At 58.3% G+C, this 17,166-nt stretch carries 15 protein-coding genes; 2 read left to right on the top strand and 13 right to left on the bottom strand.

Features of this window, described 5'->3' with window-relative positions; genetic code table 11:
• Positions 1 to 301: 301 nt before the first annotated feature.
• Positions 302 to 574 carry a hypothetical protein gene (locus tag JTJ32_RS24955; protein WP_004882571.1) on the top strand — a complete coding sequence of 91 codons (273 nt, stop codon included), beginning with the start codon at positions 302 to 304 and terminating at the stop codon, positions 572 to 574.
• Between the two features lie 81 nt (positions 575 to 655).
• Here JTJ32_RS24955 and brnQ read toward each other — a convergent pair whose 3' ends face one another.
• The 10 genes from brnQ to sdhC form a co-directional block, all read right to left on the bottom strand.
• Positions 656 to 1,969: a branched-chain amino acid transport system II carrier protein gene (gene brnQ / locus JTJ32_RS24950; protein WP_210043637.1), complete on the bottom strand. Its 1,314-nt coding sequence runs from the start codon at positions 1,967 to 1,969 to the stop codon at positions 656 to 658.
• A gap of 317 nt (positions 1,970 to 2,286) precedes the next feature.
• Positions 2,287 to 3,168: a succinate--CoA ligase subunit alpha gene (gene sucD / locus JTJ32_RS24945; RefSeq protein ID WP_004882573.1), complete on the bottom strand. Its 882-nt coding sequence runs from the start codon at positions 3,166 to 3,168 to the stop codon at positions 2,287 to 2,289.
• A complete protein-coding gene (sucC, locus tag JTJ32_RS24940; protein WP_004882574.1) occupies positions 3,168 to 4,334 on the bottom strand; it encodes an ADP-forming succinate--CoA ligase subunit beta in 1,167 nt (388 codons plus the stop codon). Before sucC ends, sucD begins: the two co-directional genes overlap by 1 nt.
• A 206-nt stretch (positions 4,335 to 4,540) precedes the next feature.
• A complete protein-coding gene (gene lpdA / locus JTJ32_RS24935; RefSeq protein ID WP_099227216.1) occupies positions 4,541 to 5,977 on the bottom strand; it encodes a dihydrolipoyl dehydrogenase in 1,437 nt (478 codons plus the stop codon).
• Positions 5,978 to 6,141: 164 nt separating this feature from the next.
• Entirely contained in the window at positions 6,142 to 7,365 is a 1,224-nt protein-coding gene (gene odhB / locus JTJ32_RS24930) for a 2-oxoglutarate dehydrogenase complex dihydrolipoyllysine-residue succinyltransferase (RefSeq protein ID WP_210043636.1), read from the bottom strand.
• Between the two features lie 41 nt (positions 7,366 to 7,406).
• Positions 7,407 to 10,238, bottom strand: coding sequence for a 2-oxoglutarate dehydrogenase E1 component (locus JTJ32_RS24925; protein WP_184323285.1), 2,832 nt, complete (start codon positions 10,236 to 10,238; stop codon positions 7,407 to 7,409).
• 260 nt (positions 10,239 to 10,498) lie between these two features.
• The gene (locus tag JTJ32_RS24920) at positions 10,499 to 11,203 is read right to left on the bottom strand and encodes a succinate dehydrogenase iron-sulfur subunit (protein ID WP_004882578.1); all 705 of its coding nucleotides are present in this window, start codon (positions 11,201 to 11,203) and stop codon (positions 10,499 to 10,501) included.
• Positions 11,204 to 11,215: 12 nt separating this feature from the next.
• Positions 11,216 to 12,988 (bottom strand): succinate dehydrogenase flavoprotein subunit, encoded by a 1,773-nt coding sequence (gene sdhA, locus JTJ32_RS24915; RefSeq protein WP_099227213.1) that lies wholly within the window; start codon positions 12,986 to 12,988, stop codon positions 11,216 to 11,218.
• Between the two features lie 3 nt (positions 12,989 to 12,991).
• Positions 12,992 to 13,360 (bottom strand): succinate dehydrogenase, hydrophobic membrane anchor protein, encoded by a 369-nt coding sequence (sdhD, locus tag JTJ32_RS24910; RefSeq protein WP_004882580.1) that lies wholly within the window; start codon positions 13,358 to 13,360, stop codon positions 12,992 to 12,994.
• On the bottom strand, positions 13,354 to 13,740 hold the full coding sequence (sdhC, locus tag JTJ32_RS24905; RefSeq protein WP_004882581.1) for a succinate dehydrogenase, cytochrome b556 subunit: 387 nt from the start codon (positions 13,738 to 13,740) through the stop codon (positions 13,354 to 13,356). The genes sdhD and sdhC overlap by 7 nt, the downstream gene beginning before the upstream one ends.
• Positions 13,741 to 14,090: 350 nt before the next feature.
• Here sdhC and gltA point away from each other — a divergent pair, with 350 nt between their 5' ends.
• Positions 14,091 to 15,380 carry a citrate synthase gene (gltA, locus tag JTJ32_RS24900; protein ID WP_004882582.1) on the top strand — a complete coding sequence of 430 codons (1,290 nt, stop codon included), beginning with the start codon at positions 14,091 to 14,093 and terminating at the stop codon, positions 15,378 to 15,380.
• 69 nt (positions 15,381 to 15,449) lie between these two features.
• On the opposite strand, the gene JTJ32_RS24895 is transcribed toward gltA, so the two are convergent.
• From JTJ32_RS24895 to JTJ32_RS24885, 3 genes are all read right to left on the bottom strand, one after another.
• A complete protein-coding gene (locus JTJ32_RS24895; RefSeq protein ID WP_099227212.1) occupies positions 15,450 to 16,061 on the bottom strand; it encodes an START domain-containing protein in 612 nt (203 codons plus the stop codon).
• A 54-nt stretch (positions 16,062 to 16,115) separates the two neighbouring features.
• Positions 16,116 to 16,373, bottom strand: a complete 258-nt coding sequence (locus tag JTJ32_RS24890; RefSeq protein ID WP_210043634.1) for a YkgJ family cysteine cluster protein — start codon at positions 16,371 to 16,373, stop codon at positions 16,116 to 16,118.
• A 91-nt stretch (positions 16,374 to 16,464) separates the two neighbouring features.
• Entirely contained in the window at positions 16,465 to 17,124 is a 660-nt protein-coding gene (locus JTJ32_RS24885; protein ID WP_210043632.1) for a translation initiation factor 2, read from the bottom strand.
• Between the last annotated feature and the right edge of the window lie 42 nt (positions 17,125 to 17,166).

Genomic DNA, 17,166 nt, shown 5'->3' with positions numbered 1-17,166 from the left:
CGCCACGTGAGGCGTGAACCTGTGTGGCAGCGGGTAGTCATCAAAGTGGGGGCTGGACGAGGGATTTCAAGAGCGAAGTAATCAATCGGTGCATTCCGGTTGCCGGCCGGGCCATGAACTTCTTCGTCGCCCCGGATCGGCACGCAGATGAGTAATAGCATCGACTGCTGTCTGCGAGCTGTTTCAGATCGAGGCAACGTGAATAAAACAGTGGGATTAAATAATCTACCGAGTCGCCTGGAACTTAATTTACACGGGCATGCTCTTAGGCACGTGGATACTCAATAAGGAGAAATACCCCATGCGTAAATCTTTAGCCTATGCCTTGATGCTTTCTGCCACTCTGGGTCTTGCCGCCTGCGACAAAAAATCCGAGAACACTCAGCAAGATGCCAATAAAGCTGCCCAACAGTCCCAGGAGTCGATGGAGAAGGCTCAGGAAAAAGTGAACGACGCTGCCAAGGAAAGCCAGGAAGCCGCTCAGAAAAACGCTGAAGCCGCTCAACAGCGCGCGACCGAGAACGCCAACCAGGCTCCGGCCCCGGCGACTGAAGCTGCACCTGCAACCAAGTAAAGATATCGGCTTGCAGAACTACACATAATAAAGCCCGCTTAGGCGGGCTTTATTATTGCGCGTTTAGTTATATGACCGGCCTCATGCCAATGCTTCGCTGCGCTTGCCTTTTATTCTGTCGATAATAATGGCACCCGCCAGCGTTATAACCGATGGAATCAACCATGCCAGGCCCTGCTCACTCAACGGCAAGTTAGCCAGGACGTTCGGCAGGTATTCGGTAAACCCGGCACCTTTTATCGCATCGATCAGCCCGAAGATCAGCGACACCAGCATGACCGGAGCCACTACCCGTCCCTGACGCTGCCAGAAGTCCTTGCAGAAGCTCAACGCGACCAGAACGATGCAGGGCGGATAAATAGCGGTCAGCACCGGAATAGAGAACATGATCAGTTTGGTCAGGCCCAGATTCGACACCAGCAGCGAGAAGACAGCCAGCATCACCACCAGCGTCCTGTAGGACAGCGGCAAGACCTTGGCGAAATACTCGGCACAGGCGCAGGTCAGACCTACCGCCGTCACCAGACACGCCAGGGAAATCAGCACTGCCAGAAAGCTGCTGCCCAGCGAACCGAACGTATGTTGCACATAGGCATGCAACACCACTGCGCCATTGGTGGCGCCCGCAGCCACTGCATGGCTGCCGGAGCCCAGCCGGAACAGGCTGATGTACACCAGCGCCAGCCCTACACCGGCAATCAGTCCGGCGATGATCGCATAACGCGTGATCAGCCGTGGCGATTCGACACCCCGCGAGCGAATGGCGTTGACGATGACGATACCGAAGACCAGAGCCCCCAGCGTGTCCATGGTCAGGTAGCCATTGATGAAGCCCTGCGAGAACGGCGCCGCCGTATAAGCAGGCTCTGCGGTGCCGATGTCACCTGCTGGCAGCGCAAAGGCGGCGATACCCAGAATCGCGAGCGCGAGGATCTTCAATGGCGCGAGAAAGCGCCCTACCGTGTCCAGCAGGCGACCCGGATACAACGACACCCAGAACACCACCAGGAAATAGACCAGGCTATACAGGGCCAGCGCCATTGGGCTGTCACCGGTCAGAGGTGCAAGCCCGACCTCGAAAGAAACCGTGGCCGTGCGAGGTGTGGCGAACAAGGGGCCGACGGCGAGGTAGCACACCGCTGCCAGAATACCGCCCGCAACCTTGCCGATCGGGCTGCTCAGCGTATCCATCGCGCCGCCGACCCTGGCCAGGGCAATCACCGTCACTACCGGCAGACCTACGGCTGTCACCAGAAAGCCCAGCGCGGCGATCCATACATGAGGACCGGCCTGCAGACCCACGATAGGCGGGAAGATGATATTGCCTGCCCCGACGAACAGGGCGAACGTCATAAAACCAAGTGCCAGGATGTCCTGGCCTTTCAACACTTTCATTGCGAAGGACCACACAAAATCGAGATAAGGGAAATGACGTCACCCATGAATGAGGTGAACGCAGCCCGTCAGCGTAAGACGTGGCAGTACCTTGCGACGTGCCCCTTGTGAGGGCGACGCAAAAACGGGGCACAGGGTAGCGAACTCAGGCAACAAATGCACTATCACAGGGCAACCATCCGATATACGCCCTTTATCAGCGCGCCCCTGCATGACAGCGAATACCGACCTGCCCTGTGAAGCTTTATCAACGACCAGAACGCACAAAGGCCACCCGAAGGTGGCCTTTGCCGATTGCTCGAGAACGTAAGCGAGGCTTACTTCACCGGCCAACCGGTCAGCTCGGCCAGGGCCTTGCCGATGTCTGCCAGGGAACGAACGGTTTTGACGCCCGCGTCCTGCAGCGCAGCGAATTTCTCGTCTGCAGTACCTTTACCGCCGGAGATGATTGCGCCCGCATGGCCCATGCGCTTGCCCGGAGGAGCAGTCACACCCGCGATGTAGGAAACAACCGGCTTGGTCACGTGTGCCTTGATGTAGGCAGCCGCTTCTTCTTCAGCCGAACCGCCGATCTCACCGATCATGACGATCGCTTCGGTCTTCGGGTCTTCCTGGAACAGTTTCAGGATGTCGATGAAGTTGGAGCCCGGGATCGGGTCACCACCGATACCGACGCAGGTGGACTGACCGAAACCGGCGTCAGTGGTCTGCTTCACAGCTTCGTAGGTCAGGGTGCCGGAACGCGACACGATACCGACCTTGCCTGGCAAGTGAATGTGACCTGGCATGATGCCGATCTTGCACTCGCCCGGGGTGATGACACCTGGGCAGTTAGGGCCGATCAGGACCACACCCAGCTCGTCGCACTTGACCTTCGCTTCCAGCATGTCGATGGTCGGGATGCCTTCGGTGATGCAGACGATCAGCTTGATGCCGGCGAATGCAGCTTCCAGGATCGAATCCTTGCAGAAAGGAGCCGGAACGTAGATAACCGAAGCATCGGCACCCGTGGTGGCGACAGCTTCTGCAACAGTGTTGAACACCGGCAGGTTCAGGTGAGTAGTGCCACCCTTGCCTGGTGTCACGCCGCCAACCATTTTGGTGCCGTAGGCAATGGCTTGTTCGGAGTGGAAGGTACCCTGCGAACCAGTGAAGCCCTGGCAGATAACCTTGGTGTCTTTATTGATCAGGACGCTCATTATTTGCCCTCCGCAGCTTTGACGACTTGTTGAGCAGCGTCGGTCAGGCTGGTAGCCGCGATGATGTTCAAACCGCTTTCTGCCAGTACTTTAGCGCCCAGTTCAGCGTTGTTGCCTTCAAGACGAACAACAACCGGGATTTTCACGCCGACTTCTTTCACTGCACCGATGATGCCTTCGGCAATCATGTCGCAACGAACGATGCCGCCGAAGATGTTGACCAGTACTGCAGCGACGTTGGTGTCGGACAGGATGATCTTGAACGCTTCGGTAACGCGTTCCTTGGTAGCGCCGCCGCCAACATCAAGGAAGTTTGCAGGCTTGCCGCCATGCAGGTTGACGATGTCCATGGTACCCATGGCCAGACCGGCACCGTTGACCATGCAGCCGATGTTGCCTTCCAGCGCCACGTAGTTCAGTTCGAACTTGGCAGCGTGAGCTTCGCGCGGGTCATCCTGCGATGGATCGTGGAAAGCCTTCAGCTTTGGCTGACGGTACATGGCGTTGGCGTCGATGTTGATCTTGGCGTCCAGGCAATGCAGATCGCCGTCAGCCTTGATCACCAGCGGGTTCACTTCCAGCAGGGCCAGGTCGTGGTCCTGGAACAGCTTGGCCAGACCGGTGAAGATCTTGGCGAACTGAGTGACCTGCTTGCCTTCCAGACCCAGCTGGAATGCCAGATCGCGACCCTGGAATGGCTGAGCGCCAACCAGTGGATCAATCGTGGCCTTGAGAATCTTTTCAGGAGTGTCGTGAGCGATCTTCTCGATGTCCACACCACCTTCGGTGGAAGCCATGAACACGATACGACGGCTGGAACGGTCAACAACAGCGCCCAGGTACAGCTCTTTGGCGATATCGGTGCACGACTCGACCAGGATCTTGGTCACTGGCTGACCATTGGCGTCAGTCTGGTAAGTCACCAGACGCTTGCCCAGCCACTGCTGTGCGAACGCTGCAGCGTCTTCCTTGCTGCGAACCAGCTTTACGCCGCCCGCTTTACCGCGACCACCTGCGTGAACCTGGGCTTTGACGACCCACTCGGTTCCGCCGATCTTGTCGCAGGCTTCTGCTGCTGCTTCGGGGGTGTCTACTGCGTAGCCTTTGGATACTGGCAGGCCGTATTCAGCGAACAGCTGCTTACCCTGATACTCGTGAAGATTCATGCTTATTACCGTCTTCGTTTAGGTACTGCGCATTCGGTGCTGCACGTCAGCGTGCCGCACCACCTGTGACCGCTACTCCGGGTGGACTCCTGAACGGCCGTCGGGCCATCCTGAAGCCGCCTGAGAGGTCGAGTCCGATGCAGATTCCGCGGTGATTCCTGCTGGCAGGATTCACGACGGGCACTGCATCGTGGTTTCTTGTTGTCTCAGCGTTTCTTGCGGTTCTGGATGTGGATGGCACCGCCATTCACTGCCAGGGCCGCTTCGTGCAGCGCTTCGGACAGAGTCGGGTGCGAGAAGACCATCATGCCGAGGTCTTCGGCGCTGCTGCCGAACTCCATTGCGATAGCACCCTGCTGCACCAGTTCGGCAGCGCTGGGGCCAATCACGTGGACACCCAGAACGCGGTCGGTCTTGGCATCGGCGATGATCTTGACGAAGCCACCGGTATCGTTGGCGGCCATGGCGCGGCCACTGGCTGCGAACGGGAAGGAGCCGACGTTGACTTCAACGCCTTCAGCCTTCAGGGTCTGCTCGGTCTTGCCGACCCATGCGATTTCCGGGTGGGTGTAGATGACCGAAGGAACCAGATCGTAGTTCATCTGGGCCTTGTGGCCCTTGATGCGCTCGACGACCATGATGCCCTCTTCCGACGCTTTGTGCGCCAGCATCAGACCACGAACCACGTCGCCGATCGCATAAACGCCCGGAACGCTGGTGGTGCAGTGATCATCAACGAAAATGAAGCCGCGCTCGTCGATGTCGACGCCGCTGTCGGCGGCCAGCAGATCAGTCGTCACGGGACGACGGCCTACGGCAACGATCAAGCGGTCGAAAACGATCTTCTGTTCGCCGGAAGCGTCGGTGTAGGTGACTTCAACTTCCTCGCCGTTGACTTTCGAGCCGGTCACGCGAGCGCCAAGCTTGATGTCCAGACCCTGCTTGGTGAAGGTCTTCAGCGCTTCCTTGGAAACCGCCTCGTCAGCTGCCGGAATGAATTTTTCCAGCGCTTCCAGAACAGTCACCTGAGCGCCAAGGCGAGCCCAGACGGAACCCAGTTCCAGGCCGATCACGCCAGCGCCGATCACGCCCAGGCGTTTTGGCACTTGCTGGAATTCCAGTGCACCGGTGGAGTCGACGATGACTTTCTGATCGACCGGAGCCGGTGGAATGTCGATCGGACGCGAACCGGAAGCCAGGATCACGTGATCCGCCTCAATGATTTCGACCGTACCGTCAGCACCGGTCAGCTCGACCTTCTTGCCAGCCAGCAGCTTGCCGTGGCCTTGCAGAGTGGTGACGCCGTTGGCTTTGAACAGGCTGGCAACGCCGCCGGTCAGGCCTTTGACGATAGTCGACTTGCGACCGATCATGGCCGGCACATCCATGGACACTTCGGAAGTCGAAATACCGTGGACTGCAAAGCCGTTCTTGGCTTCGTAGAATTTCCAGGAGCTGTCCAGCAGTGCCTTGGACGGAATGCAACCCACGTTCAGGCAGGTACCGCCGAGGGCCAGTTTGCCCTCCTTGTCCTGATATTTCTCGATGCAGGCAGTCTTGAGACCAAGTTGCGCAGCCTTGATGGCGGCAACATAGCCGCCAGGGCCTGCGCCAATCACTACCACGTCGAATTTCTGGGACATAAAAAGATTCCTTTTTAGCTGCGAGCTTCAAGCTGCAAGCTGCAAGCCGCTCTGCCTTGCGGCGTCGCTGGCTTGCGACCAATTCATAAGATGCAACACATCAGCCTCGGGCTGCACACCGACCCGATCACTCAGGCCGACACGTGCACCCCTTGGCTGCTTCATCAGATATCCAGCAGAAGACGCGCTGGATCTTCCAGCAGGTTCTTGATGGTAACGAGGAAGGTTACAGCTTCTTTACCGTCGATCAAACGGTGATCGTACGACAGCGCCAGATACATCATCGGGCGGATCACGACCTGACCATTGACTGCCATGGGACGCTGCAGAATGTTGTGCATGCCCAGGATGGCTGCCTGCGGCGGGTTGACGATCGGTGTCGACATCATCGAACCGAAGGTACCGCCGTTGGTGATGGTGAAGGTGCCGCCAGTCATCTCGTCGATGGACAGCTTGCCGTCACGCGCCTTCTTGCCGAAGGTGGCGATGCCGCCTTCGATTTCAGCCAGGCTCATGTGCTCGGCGTTACGCAGAACCGGTACAACCAGACCACGGTCGCTGGAAACCGCAACGCCTACGTCAGCGTAGCCATGGTAGACGATGTCGGAACCGTCGATCGACGCGTTGACAGCCGGGAAGCGCTTCAGTGCTTCGGTAGCGGCCTTGACGAAGAACGACATGAAGCCCAGACGTACGCCGTTGTGGGACTTCTCGAACAGGTCCTTGTACTTCGAACGCAGCGCCATGACTTCAGTCATGTCCACTTCGTTGAACGTGGTCAGCATGGCCATGTTCGACTGGGCTTCAACCAGACGCTTGGCCACGGTTGCACGCACACGGGTCATCGGTACGCGCTTCTCGGTGCGGTCGCCAGCGGCAACGACAGGCGCAGCAACGGCAGCAGGCTTGGCAGCTGGAGCAGCGGCTGGAGCGGATTTCTTCGCTTCAATGGCGGCAACCAGGTCTTCCTTGGTGATACGGCCATCTTTACCGGTGCCTTTGACGCTGGCCAGGTTGATACCGCTTTCTTCAGCCAGCTTGCGTGCGGCTGGCGCAGCAATCGGATCTTCATCGTCAGCGGCAGATGCAGCAGGCGCCGATGCGGCAGGAGCAGCGGCGGCAGCAGGAGCAGGAGCAGCGGATGCAGTTGCACCGGCGTCCAGGGTCGCAATCAGTTCATTGGACAGGACAGTGTCGCCCTCGCCTTTAACGATCGATGCCAGCACGCCGTCAGCTTCAGCCAGAACTTCGAGGACAACCTTGTCAGTCTCGATGTCGACCAGCAGCTCGTCACGTTTTACCGCTTCGCCCGGTTGCTTGTGCCACTTGGAAATGGTGCCGTCGGCAACGGATTCCGGGAAAGAGGGGGCTTTGATCTCGATAGCCATTATCTGTAATTCCTTAATTCGGTTTCTAATGCTCGAAGGCGTTAAACAGTGAAGGCATCTTGCAGGAGTTTTTCCTGCTGCTCGGCGTGCATCGAAGCGTAGCCACAGGCTGGAGCGGCAGAAGCATCACGACCTGCATACTCGAGAACGAGCTCGCGCTTGTGGTTGCCCACACTGCGACGCAGATGATGCTGACTGCTGTACCAGGCGCCCTGGTTCATCGGCTCTTCCTGACACCAGACCACATGCTGCAGGTTGGTGTAAGGCGCGATCGTTTCCATCAGATCATCTTCAGGGAACGGATACAGCTGCTCGATACGAACGATGGCGATATCTTCACGGCCTTCGGCACGGCGTTTTTCCAGCAGGTCGTAATAGACTTTGCCGCTGCACAGCACCAGACGTGTGACCTTGGCCGGGTCGAGGGTATCGATTTCCGGAATGACAGTCTGGAACGAGCCTTCGGCCAGTTCTTCGAGCGTCGAAACCGCAAGCTTGTGGCGCAACAGCGACTTGGGCGTCAGCACAATCAGTGGCTTGCGCAACGGACGGATCACCTGACGGCGCAGCAAGTGGTAGATCTGGGCCGGCGTCGTCGGTACACACACCTGAATGTTGTGCTCGGCACACAGTTGCAGGTAGCGCTCAAGACGTGCGGAGGAGTGCTCCGGGCCCTGCCCTTCATAACCGTGAGGCAACAGCATGGTCAGACCGCACAGACGGCCCCACTTGTGTTCGCCGCTGGTGATGAACTGGTCGACAACCACCTGGGCACCGTTGGCGAAGTCGCCGAACTGGGCTTCCCAGATGACCAGCGCGTTAGGCTGGGTGGTCGAATAGCCGTACTCGAATGCCAGAACCGCCTCTTCCGACAGGAACGAGTCGTACAGGTCAAAACGAGGCTGACCGGCATACAGGTTCTGCAGAGGAATATAGGTGCCTGCGTCCTTCTGGTTGTGCAACACGGCGTGACGGTGCGAGAACGTACCGCGACCGATGTCCTGACCCGTCATGCGGATCGGATGACCTTCGAACGCCAGCGTGGCGTACGCCATGGTTTCGGCATAACCCCAGTTGATCGGCAAGCCACCGGCCTGCATCTTCTGGCGATCTTCGTAGATCTTCTGGACCTGACGCTGCACGACGAAGCCTTCCGGCAGCTCCATCAGCTTGGCGGACAGTTCCTGCAGGGTCTTGAGATCGAAACGGGTGTCGTGACGCGCAGTCCAGGCGTGACCCAGATACGGACGCCAGTCCACGAACAATTCCTTGTTCGGTTCCTTTACCAGGCTTTTCACAACGTGCAGACCATTGTCCAGCGCGCTGCGGTAGTCGTCGACCTTGGCCTGAACACGGGCCTCGTCGAGGATGCCGGTCTTGATCAGATGCTCGGCATACAACTCACGGGTGGTGCGCTGCTTGGTGATCTGCTGGTACATCAGAGGCTGGGTGCCGCTAGGCTCGTCAGCTTCGTTGTGACCGCGACGACGGTAGCAGACCAGATCGATGACGATGTCACGCTTGAACTGCATGCGGTAATCGATCGCCAACTGGGTCACGAACATCACAGCTTCAGGGTCATCGCCATTTACGTGGAGAATCGGTGCCTGAATCATCTTCGCAACGTCGGTGGCGTACTCGGTGGAACGCGAGTCCAGCGGGTTGCTGATGGTGAAGCCTACCTGGTTGTTGATGACGATGTGGATCGTGCCGCCCGTCTTGAAGCCGCGGGTCTGCGACATCTGGAAGGTTTCCATCACAACGCCCTGGCCTGCGAAGGCGGCGTCGCCGTGAAGGGAGATCGGCAGCACCTTGTCACCGTTCGGATCGTTGCGACGATCCTGACGCGCGCGCACCGAACCCTCGACCACCGGAGACACGATCTCCAGGTGAGACGGGTTGAATGCCATGGCAAGGTGAACTTCACCGCCTGCGGTCATGACGTTGGAAGAAAAGCCCTGGTGATACTTGACGTCACCGGAACCCAGTTCCACTTTCTTCTTGCCTTCGAACTCGTCGAACAGGTCGCGCGGGTTCTTGCCGAAGGTGTTGACCAGTACGTTCAGACGGCCACGGTGGGCCATGCCGATCACGACTTCCTTGGTGCCGTAGGAGCCGGAACGCTGAATCAGCTCGTCGAGCATCGGAATCAGGCTCTCGCCGCCTTCCAGGCCGAAACGCTTGGTGCCCGGGTATTTGGTGCCCAGGTATTTTTCGAGGCCTTCGGCAGCGGTTACGCGCTCGAGCAGATGGCTCTGGATGTCAGCCGAAAAGGCAGGACGACCGCGTACGCTTTCCAGACGCTGCATGAACCAGTTGCGCTGCTCGGAATCCACGATGTGCGTGAACTCGGAGCCGATGGTGCGACAATATGTCTGCTGCAACGCTTCGTGGATTTCGCGTAGGCTCGCTTCCTCTTTGCCGATGAACAAGTCGCCGGCGCGGAAAGTCGTATCCAGATCGGCATTGGTCAAGCCGTAATGATTGATCGACAGATCGGCGGGCGCAGGACGCTGCCACAGACCCAGCGGATCGAGCTGGGCAGCCTGATGGCCGCGCATACGATAAGCCTGGATCAGTCGCAGAACTTCAACCTGCTTCTTCTCGTGCTCGCTGCTCACACTGCCGGCGGACACCGGTTGAGCGCGGCGCTGGTTTTTGGCCAGCAACACGAAATGATCGCGAATGGTCGAGTGCGATACATCAGTGGCAGAGCTGCCATCAGCTGGCAACTTCTGAAAGTAGGTGCGCCATTCTTCTGGCACAGCGTTAGGGTCGTGCAGGTAAAGCTCATAGAGCTCTTCCACATAGGCAGCGTTACCACCGGATAGGTGGGCACTGTTCCACATGCGCTGCATCACGCTTTCTTGCATGCTTGGTCACCCTCGGTAAGGGGACACCACCGGCGAAGACACCAGAGCAATCCTGAAATAGTCGTGTGCAGCGACTGTATCAAGTCACCAGGGAATCACGCAGATAGTCCGGGTACCAGCCCGGATGCCCCTGCTGGTCTCATTTCTTCAAAATAAGAGCCGCAGCCTTGCGAGCTACTGCTCAGGTTAAAACCACGGCGCCGGTTGAAGCCTGCGCCGCAGCCATTTCAGTACAACGATGTTACAGGTAAAGCGATGAATCAGACGCCGTTCTGCAGAAGCATGTTGCGAACGTGACCGATAGCCTTCGTCGGGTTAAGGCCCTTCGGACAAACGTTGACGCAGTTCATGATTCCGCGGCAGCGGAACACGCTGAACGGATCGTCCAGTGAAGCCAGACGCTCACTGGTCCGGGTGTCACGGCTGTCAGCCAGGAAACGATAGGCTTGCAGCAATGCGGCCGGGCCCAGGAACTTGTCGGGGTTCCACCAGAAAGACGGGCAGGATGTCGAGCAGCAGGCGCACAGAATGCACTCGTACAGGCCATCGAGCTTTTCGCGCTCTTCCGGGGTCTGCAGACGTTCGATGGCCGGAGCCGGCGTGTCGTTCTGCAGGAATGGCTTCACCTTCTCGTACTGCTTGTAGAAGATGCTCATATCGACGACCAGGTCACGAATGACCGGCAGGCCCGGCAGCGGACGCACGATCAACTTACCCTTGGCAACCACGGCAGACACAGGCGTGATGCACGCCAGGCCATTCTTGCCGTTCATGTTCATGCCGTCGGAACCGCAGACGCCTTCACGGCACGAACGGCGGTACGAGAATCCTTGATCCTGTTCTTTGACCAGGGCCAGCACGTCCAGCACCATCAGGTCCTTACCACCGGTATCGACCTGAAATTCCTGCATGAACGGCGCAGCGTCCTGCTCAGGGTTGTAACGATAAACACTGACTTGCAACATATCGGTCACCCCTTAATAAGTCCGAATCTTAGGTTCAAAAGTCGGAACAGTTTTCGGCGAGAAGTTCACGGCACGCTTGGTCACGCGCTTGTCACCCGGGAAGTACAGGGTGTGGCACAGCCAGTTTTCGTCGTCGCGATCTTCAAAGTCTTCACGGGCGTGAGCGCCGCGGGACTCTTTACGATGCTCTGCGGCAATCGCTGTAGCTTCGGCGACTTCCAGCAGGTTTTGCAGTTCAAGCGCTTCGATACGGGCAGTGTTGAACGCCTGGCTCTTGTCGTTGATCTTGACGTTGGCGATACGACCACGCAGGTCGGCCAACTGGGCGATACCTTTCTGCATGTATTCGCCGGTACGGAATACACCGAAGTAGTTCTGCATGCAGCTTTGCAACTCTTTACGCAGCGAGGCAACGTCTTCGCCTTCGGTGCGTTCGTTCAGACCGGCAAGACGCGCCAGAGCGGCGTCGATGTCGGACTGGGAGGCACGGGTGTAGTCAACGCCTTCACGCAGGGCCTGCTCAAGGTGGATACCCGCAGCACGACCGAACACCACCAGGTCGAGCAACGAGTTGCCGCCCAGACGGTTGGCACCGTGAACCGACACACAAGCCACTTCGCCTACTGCGAACAGACCCGGAATGATCTGATCCGTTCCAGCGGCGTCCTGAGTGATCGCCTGACCGTGAATGTTGGTGGCAACGCCGCCCATCATGTAGTGGCAGGTCGGCACGACAGGAATAGGCGCGGTCGCCGGGTCAACGTGTGCGAAGGTCTTGGACAGCTCCATGATGCCTGGGAGACGGCTGTGCAGCACTTCCTCACCCAGGTGATCGAGCTTGAGCATCACGTGATCACCGTCAGGGCCACAACCGTTACCGGCAATGATTTCCTTGACCATGGAACGCGCAACGACGTCACGACCGGCAAGGTCTTTCGCGTTCGGAGCGTAACGCTCCATGAAACGCTCGCCATGCTTGTTGATCAGGTAACCGCCTTCACCACGGCAACCTTCGGTGACCAGTACACCTGCGCCAGCGATGCCGGTCGGGTGGAACTGCCACATCTCGATGTCCTGAACCGGCACACCGGCGCGCAGGGCCATGCCGATACCGTCACCCGTGTTGATCAGGGCGTTGGTGGTCGAGGAGTAGATACGGCCTGCACCGCCAGTGGCCAGTACAGTCGCGTTGGCGCGGATGTACGACGTTTCACCGGTTTCGATGCAGATGGCGATGATGCCGACGAACGCGCCGTCCTGGTTCTTCACCAGATCCACTGCGTAGTATTCGTTCAGGAATACGGTGCCGGCTTTCAGGTTGGCCTGGTACAGAGTGTGCAGCAGTGCGTGACCGGTACGGTCGGCAGCAGCGCAGGTACGTGCAGCCTGACCACCCTTGCCGAAGTCCTTGGACTGACCACCGAACGGACGCTGGTAGATACGGCCCTGCTCGGTGCGGGAGAACGGCAGGCCCATGTGCTCGAGCTCGAAGACCGCTTCCGGGCCTACGGAACACATGTACTCGATCGCGTCCTGGTCACCGATGTAATCGGAACCCTTGACGGTATCGTACATGTGCCAGCGCCAGTCATCGTTCGGATCGGCCGAAGCGATTGCGCAGGTGATGCCACCCTGGGCGGACACAGTGTGCGAGCGGGTCGGGAAGACCTTGGTGACCACGGCAGTCTTGTGACCACCCTGAGCGAGCTGCAGCGCAGCGCGCATGCCCGCACCGCCACCACCAATGATGATGGCGTCGAAAGAAAGCGTATTTGTGTTAGCCATGGATCAGATACCCCAAAGAATCTGCACACCCCAGACGAAGTAGGCGAACATCAGAACGCCGCATACCGCCTGAAACAGGAAACGTACTGCAGTCGCGGACTTGCCCAGCGCCATCGGCGTCAGGTAGTCGGTCGCGATGGTCCACATGCCGACCCAGGCGTGAGCGCCGAGGGCAACGAGGGCCAGCAGACTGAAGATGCGCATCCAGTTGTTGGCGAACAGATCATGCCATTGGGCGTAGCTCAGACCCGGGTGAAAGACCATGTATCCGATCAGGAAGATGAAATAAGCCGCGAGCACGACCGCAGAAACACGCTGCGCCATCCAGTCATAGAGGCCCGAACGTGAAAGGTTGGTGACGTTGGTTACCATATCCATACTCCTGCCAGAAGAATCAGTACCACGGAAACCGCGATAACGATTTTGGAGCCCAGCTTGCCGCCTTCCAGCGTCTCGCCCACTCCCGTGTCCATGATCAGGTGACGGATACCGGCCACCAGGTGATACAGCAGGGCAGACAGCAGCCCCCAGATGACAAGCTTGGCCAGCGGGCTGGTCAGACACGCTTTTACTTCACCGAAGCCCTCTTCGGATGCCAGCGACTTGTCCATTGCATACAGCATGATTGCAATACCGACAAAGAGGATGACACCGGAGATACGGTGAAGGATGGACGTGTAAGCAGTGACTGGGAGCTTGATGGTCCTTAGGTCTAGATTTACAGGTCGTTGGCTATTCACGGCTTTTTTCACACTGAAGAGCCCCTAACAATCAGGGCAAGTTGTTGGGAAGTGCACTGGTCAGGTACCCACCACCCAGGAAGTGACGACCCCCTTCGAACAGGCCCAAAAGCCCCCGGCGGTCGGACGCCGAGTATAGACAGTTAGGTTACTAATGACAACGCACAGACTTACCGCCAATAGCGGATTGCGCTCGTCACGCAAAAGGCGTAAACGGCAGTAAACAGGCCGGAAAAAATATGCAGCAAGGCCTTCTGGAACGCGACTTTAGCCAAATTGACTTTAGAATTTATCTCACTATAGTGATGCGGGCCCTGCGTGGGGGGCCTGTCTGATGATTTGAAGCATAAATAGGAGGCCACATGGCTGACAAAAAAGCGCAGTTGATCATCGAGGGCGCTGCCCCCGTCGAGCTGCCAATTCTGACCGGTACAGTGGGTCCGGACGTGATCGACGTACGCGGTCTCACCGCCACCGGCCGCTTCACATTCGACCCGGGCTTCATGTCGACCGCCTCTTGCGAGTCGAAGATCACCTACATCGATGGTGACAACGGAATCCTGCTGCACCGCGGCTACCCTATCGAACAACTGGCCCAGCACTCCGATTATCTGGAGACCTGCTACCTGCTGCTCAACGGCGAACTGCCAACCGCCGAGCAGAAAGCCCAGTTCGTCGCCGTGGTCAAGAACCACACGATGGTCCACGAACAGCTCAAGACCTTTTTCAACGGCTTCCGTCGCGACGCCCACCCGATGGCCGTCATGTGTGGCGTGGTCGGTGCCCTTTCAGCGTTCTACCACGACTCGCTGGACATCAATAATCCGCAGCATCGCGAGATTTCCGCCGTGCGCCTGGTCGCCAAGATGCCGACCCTGGCAGCCATGGTCTACAAGTACTCCATGGGTCAGCCCATGATGTACCCGCGCAATGACCTCAGCTACGCCGAAAACTTCCTGCACATGATGTTCAACACCCCGTGCGAGATCAAACCGATCAGCCCGGTACTGGCCAAGGCGATGGACAAGATCTTCATCCTTCACGCCGATCACGAACAGAACGCCTCGACGTCCACAGTGCGTATGGCGGGCTCTTCGGGTGCCAACCCGTTCGCCTGTATCGCCGCAGGCATCGCGGCACTCTGGGGCCCTGCTCACGGCGGCGCCAACGAAGCCGTACTGACCATGCTCGATGAAATCGGCGATGTTTCGAACATCGACACCTTCATCGCCAAGGCCAAGGACAAGAACGATCCGTTCAAGCTCATGGGCTTCGGCCACCGCGTCTACAAGAACCGCGACCCGCGTGCGACCGTGATGAAGCAGACCTGCGACGAAGTCCTGAAGGAACTGGGCATCACCAACGATCCTCAGCTCGAACTGGCCATGCGTCTCGAAGAGATCGCCCTGACCGATCCGTACTTCATCGAGCGCTCGCTGTATCCAAACGTCGACTTCTACTCGGGCATCATCCTGAAAGCGATCGGCATTCCAACCAGCATGTTCACCGTGATCTTCGCACTTGCGCGGACCGTCGGATGGATCTCGCACTGGAAGGAAATGCTCTCGAGCCCTTACAAGATCGGCCGCCCACGCCAGCTGTATACCGGCAACGTGCAGCGCGACATCGTCGAGCTCAAAGACCGCAAGTAAGCCGCACCGCAAAACGAAAAAGGGCTGCCAATGGCAGCCCTTTTCAGTTATTGCATCAAGACCGCAACATCACTTCGATTGCGCAGCCCTCTCCCGCAACGCTTTCAAGGTATTGAACGGCGCATCGACAACGAACTTGTTGGCCAGCATGGACGGTACGCTGCCGCCGGGCTCGGTGTGCACCTGATACGTCACCTCGGTCTGATTCGGCCCCTTGGGCACCAGCTTCCAGAAACCCTCAACCTCAGCCACACGTACATAGCCCTTTTCTTCAGGGATGTAGTCGGGCTGCTCCTGAATATTCCGGGTCAGACTGCCATCGGCACCCTCCTGCGTGGTAATCAGCAGCACCGAGTCGCGGGGTGTAACGGGCCAGGGCGTATTGAATCGCGTATAGGTCCAGGCCTTGTTGCCTTCATGCTTGAGCACCTTCTGTGACTGACACTCATGGATCCAGGCACAGGCGCCCGCCACATCCTCCTGTAGCGCACGCAACCTGCTCACACTGGCGTTGATGGTCGTCACCCCACGATAAGCCTTGTACTTGGAGCCCGGCACATCACTGAGTGAAACCTTGATGCCATCTTCGTCCTTGGCAACCTGCCAGTCTTCAGCCTGAACGGCGCCCACCAGCATTACAGTCAAGCCACACGTTACAGCCATGCGATATAGCGGACCCATTGTCTTATTCCTTATTGTTTAGATGCCGACGAAACCATGATGCAGACAGCTGATTCAGGCGACTGAAGTCATTTTTTCCCACCAGCCGATCAGACGTATCGCGTCTGCCTGATCGACGCCACATACATCTTCGGCAGCCTTGAACTGACTGCAGACCGCTGGCCGTTCAGGGCGACCGAACAGCCCGCAGAGAGACTGGATGGAAAGATGAAGACAGCGCTCCCCCGCCGGCTTGCCGTTCGGCATACCCGGTATGGGAGACGTGATGGAAGGCGCGATGCAGCACGCACCGCAACCCGAGCGGCAGTCCATGACGCGAACCCTTGCTGAATGATTGAAAGAAACAGGATAGTACTCATCAATACGCACGCTTGAAAACGGCGTTCCGGACGATGATGAGACCTTACTGGTGGAATTTGAAGTCCAGCGCTGCACCTTCGACGTCGCGACGATTGTCGTTGCGCATCTGCAGCTGCATTTCGTTGGACAACAATCGACCGTTCAACTCGAATGGACCCGAGTCCGAAGGCGAGTCTTTGCTGCCGAACATCTGCGGCAATATGGGCTTTCGCTTGGCCGTGATGACATTGGCGGGTGGATCGAGCGCCTTGACCATCTCGGGTGGCAGACTCAGGTCCAGCTTCGGCCGATTGAGCCGCACATCCTTGGCCTTGACCTCTTTGCCAGCCTTGGCGGCCACCTCACGCTTACCCGTTGCAGGCTTTGTGGTTACCGCCTTGCCAGTCGATCGTGCCGGGGCAGCCACTTCGTGGATTGGCCTGGGTGCCACGGGCTGAGAGGCTTCCTTGCCGGCCACCACAGGTTTCACCGGGATATTGGGCATAAGCTCATGCGTGGTGACGGGGGCCTTGTCGGATGCCGAGTCGGTGACCACGGACTCGCGCGGCGAATCGACCGTGGAACGCGCCTCGGCAGCCACAGGAGCCTGCACGGCGGCAGGCGCACCGCTTTCGGTCTTTGGTTTGGGCACCGGCGCTTCCCGAGCATCACACGCGCCCAGTAAAACGATGACGGACAGCCCCAGACAGCGAAACATATTCATAGGCAAAAATCAGACAAGACAGTGGCAAAGCCGAAAGAGCTA

Source organism: Pseudomonas alliivorans (assembly GCF_017826695.1).
In the GTDB taxonomy this organism is placed as follows: domain Bacteria; phylum Pseudomonadota; class Gammaproteobacteria; order Pseudomonadales; family Pseudomonadaceae; genus Aquipseudomonas; species Aquipseudomonas alliivorans.
Note: the sequence above shows the minus strand (reverse complement) of the source record. Positions and strands in the feature narration are given on the sequence as shown.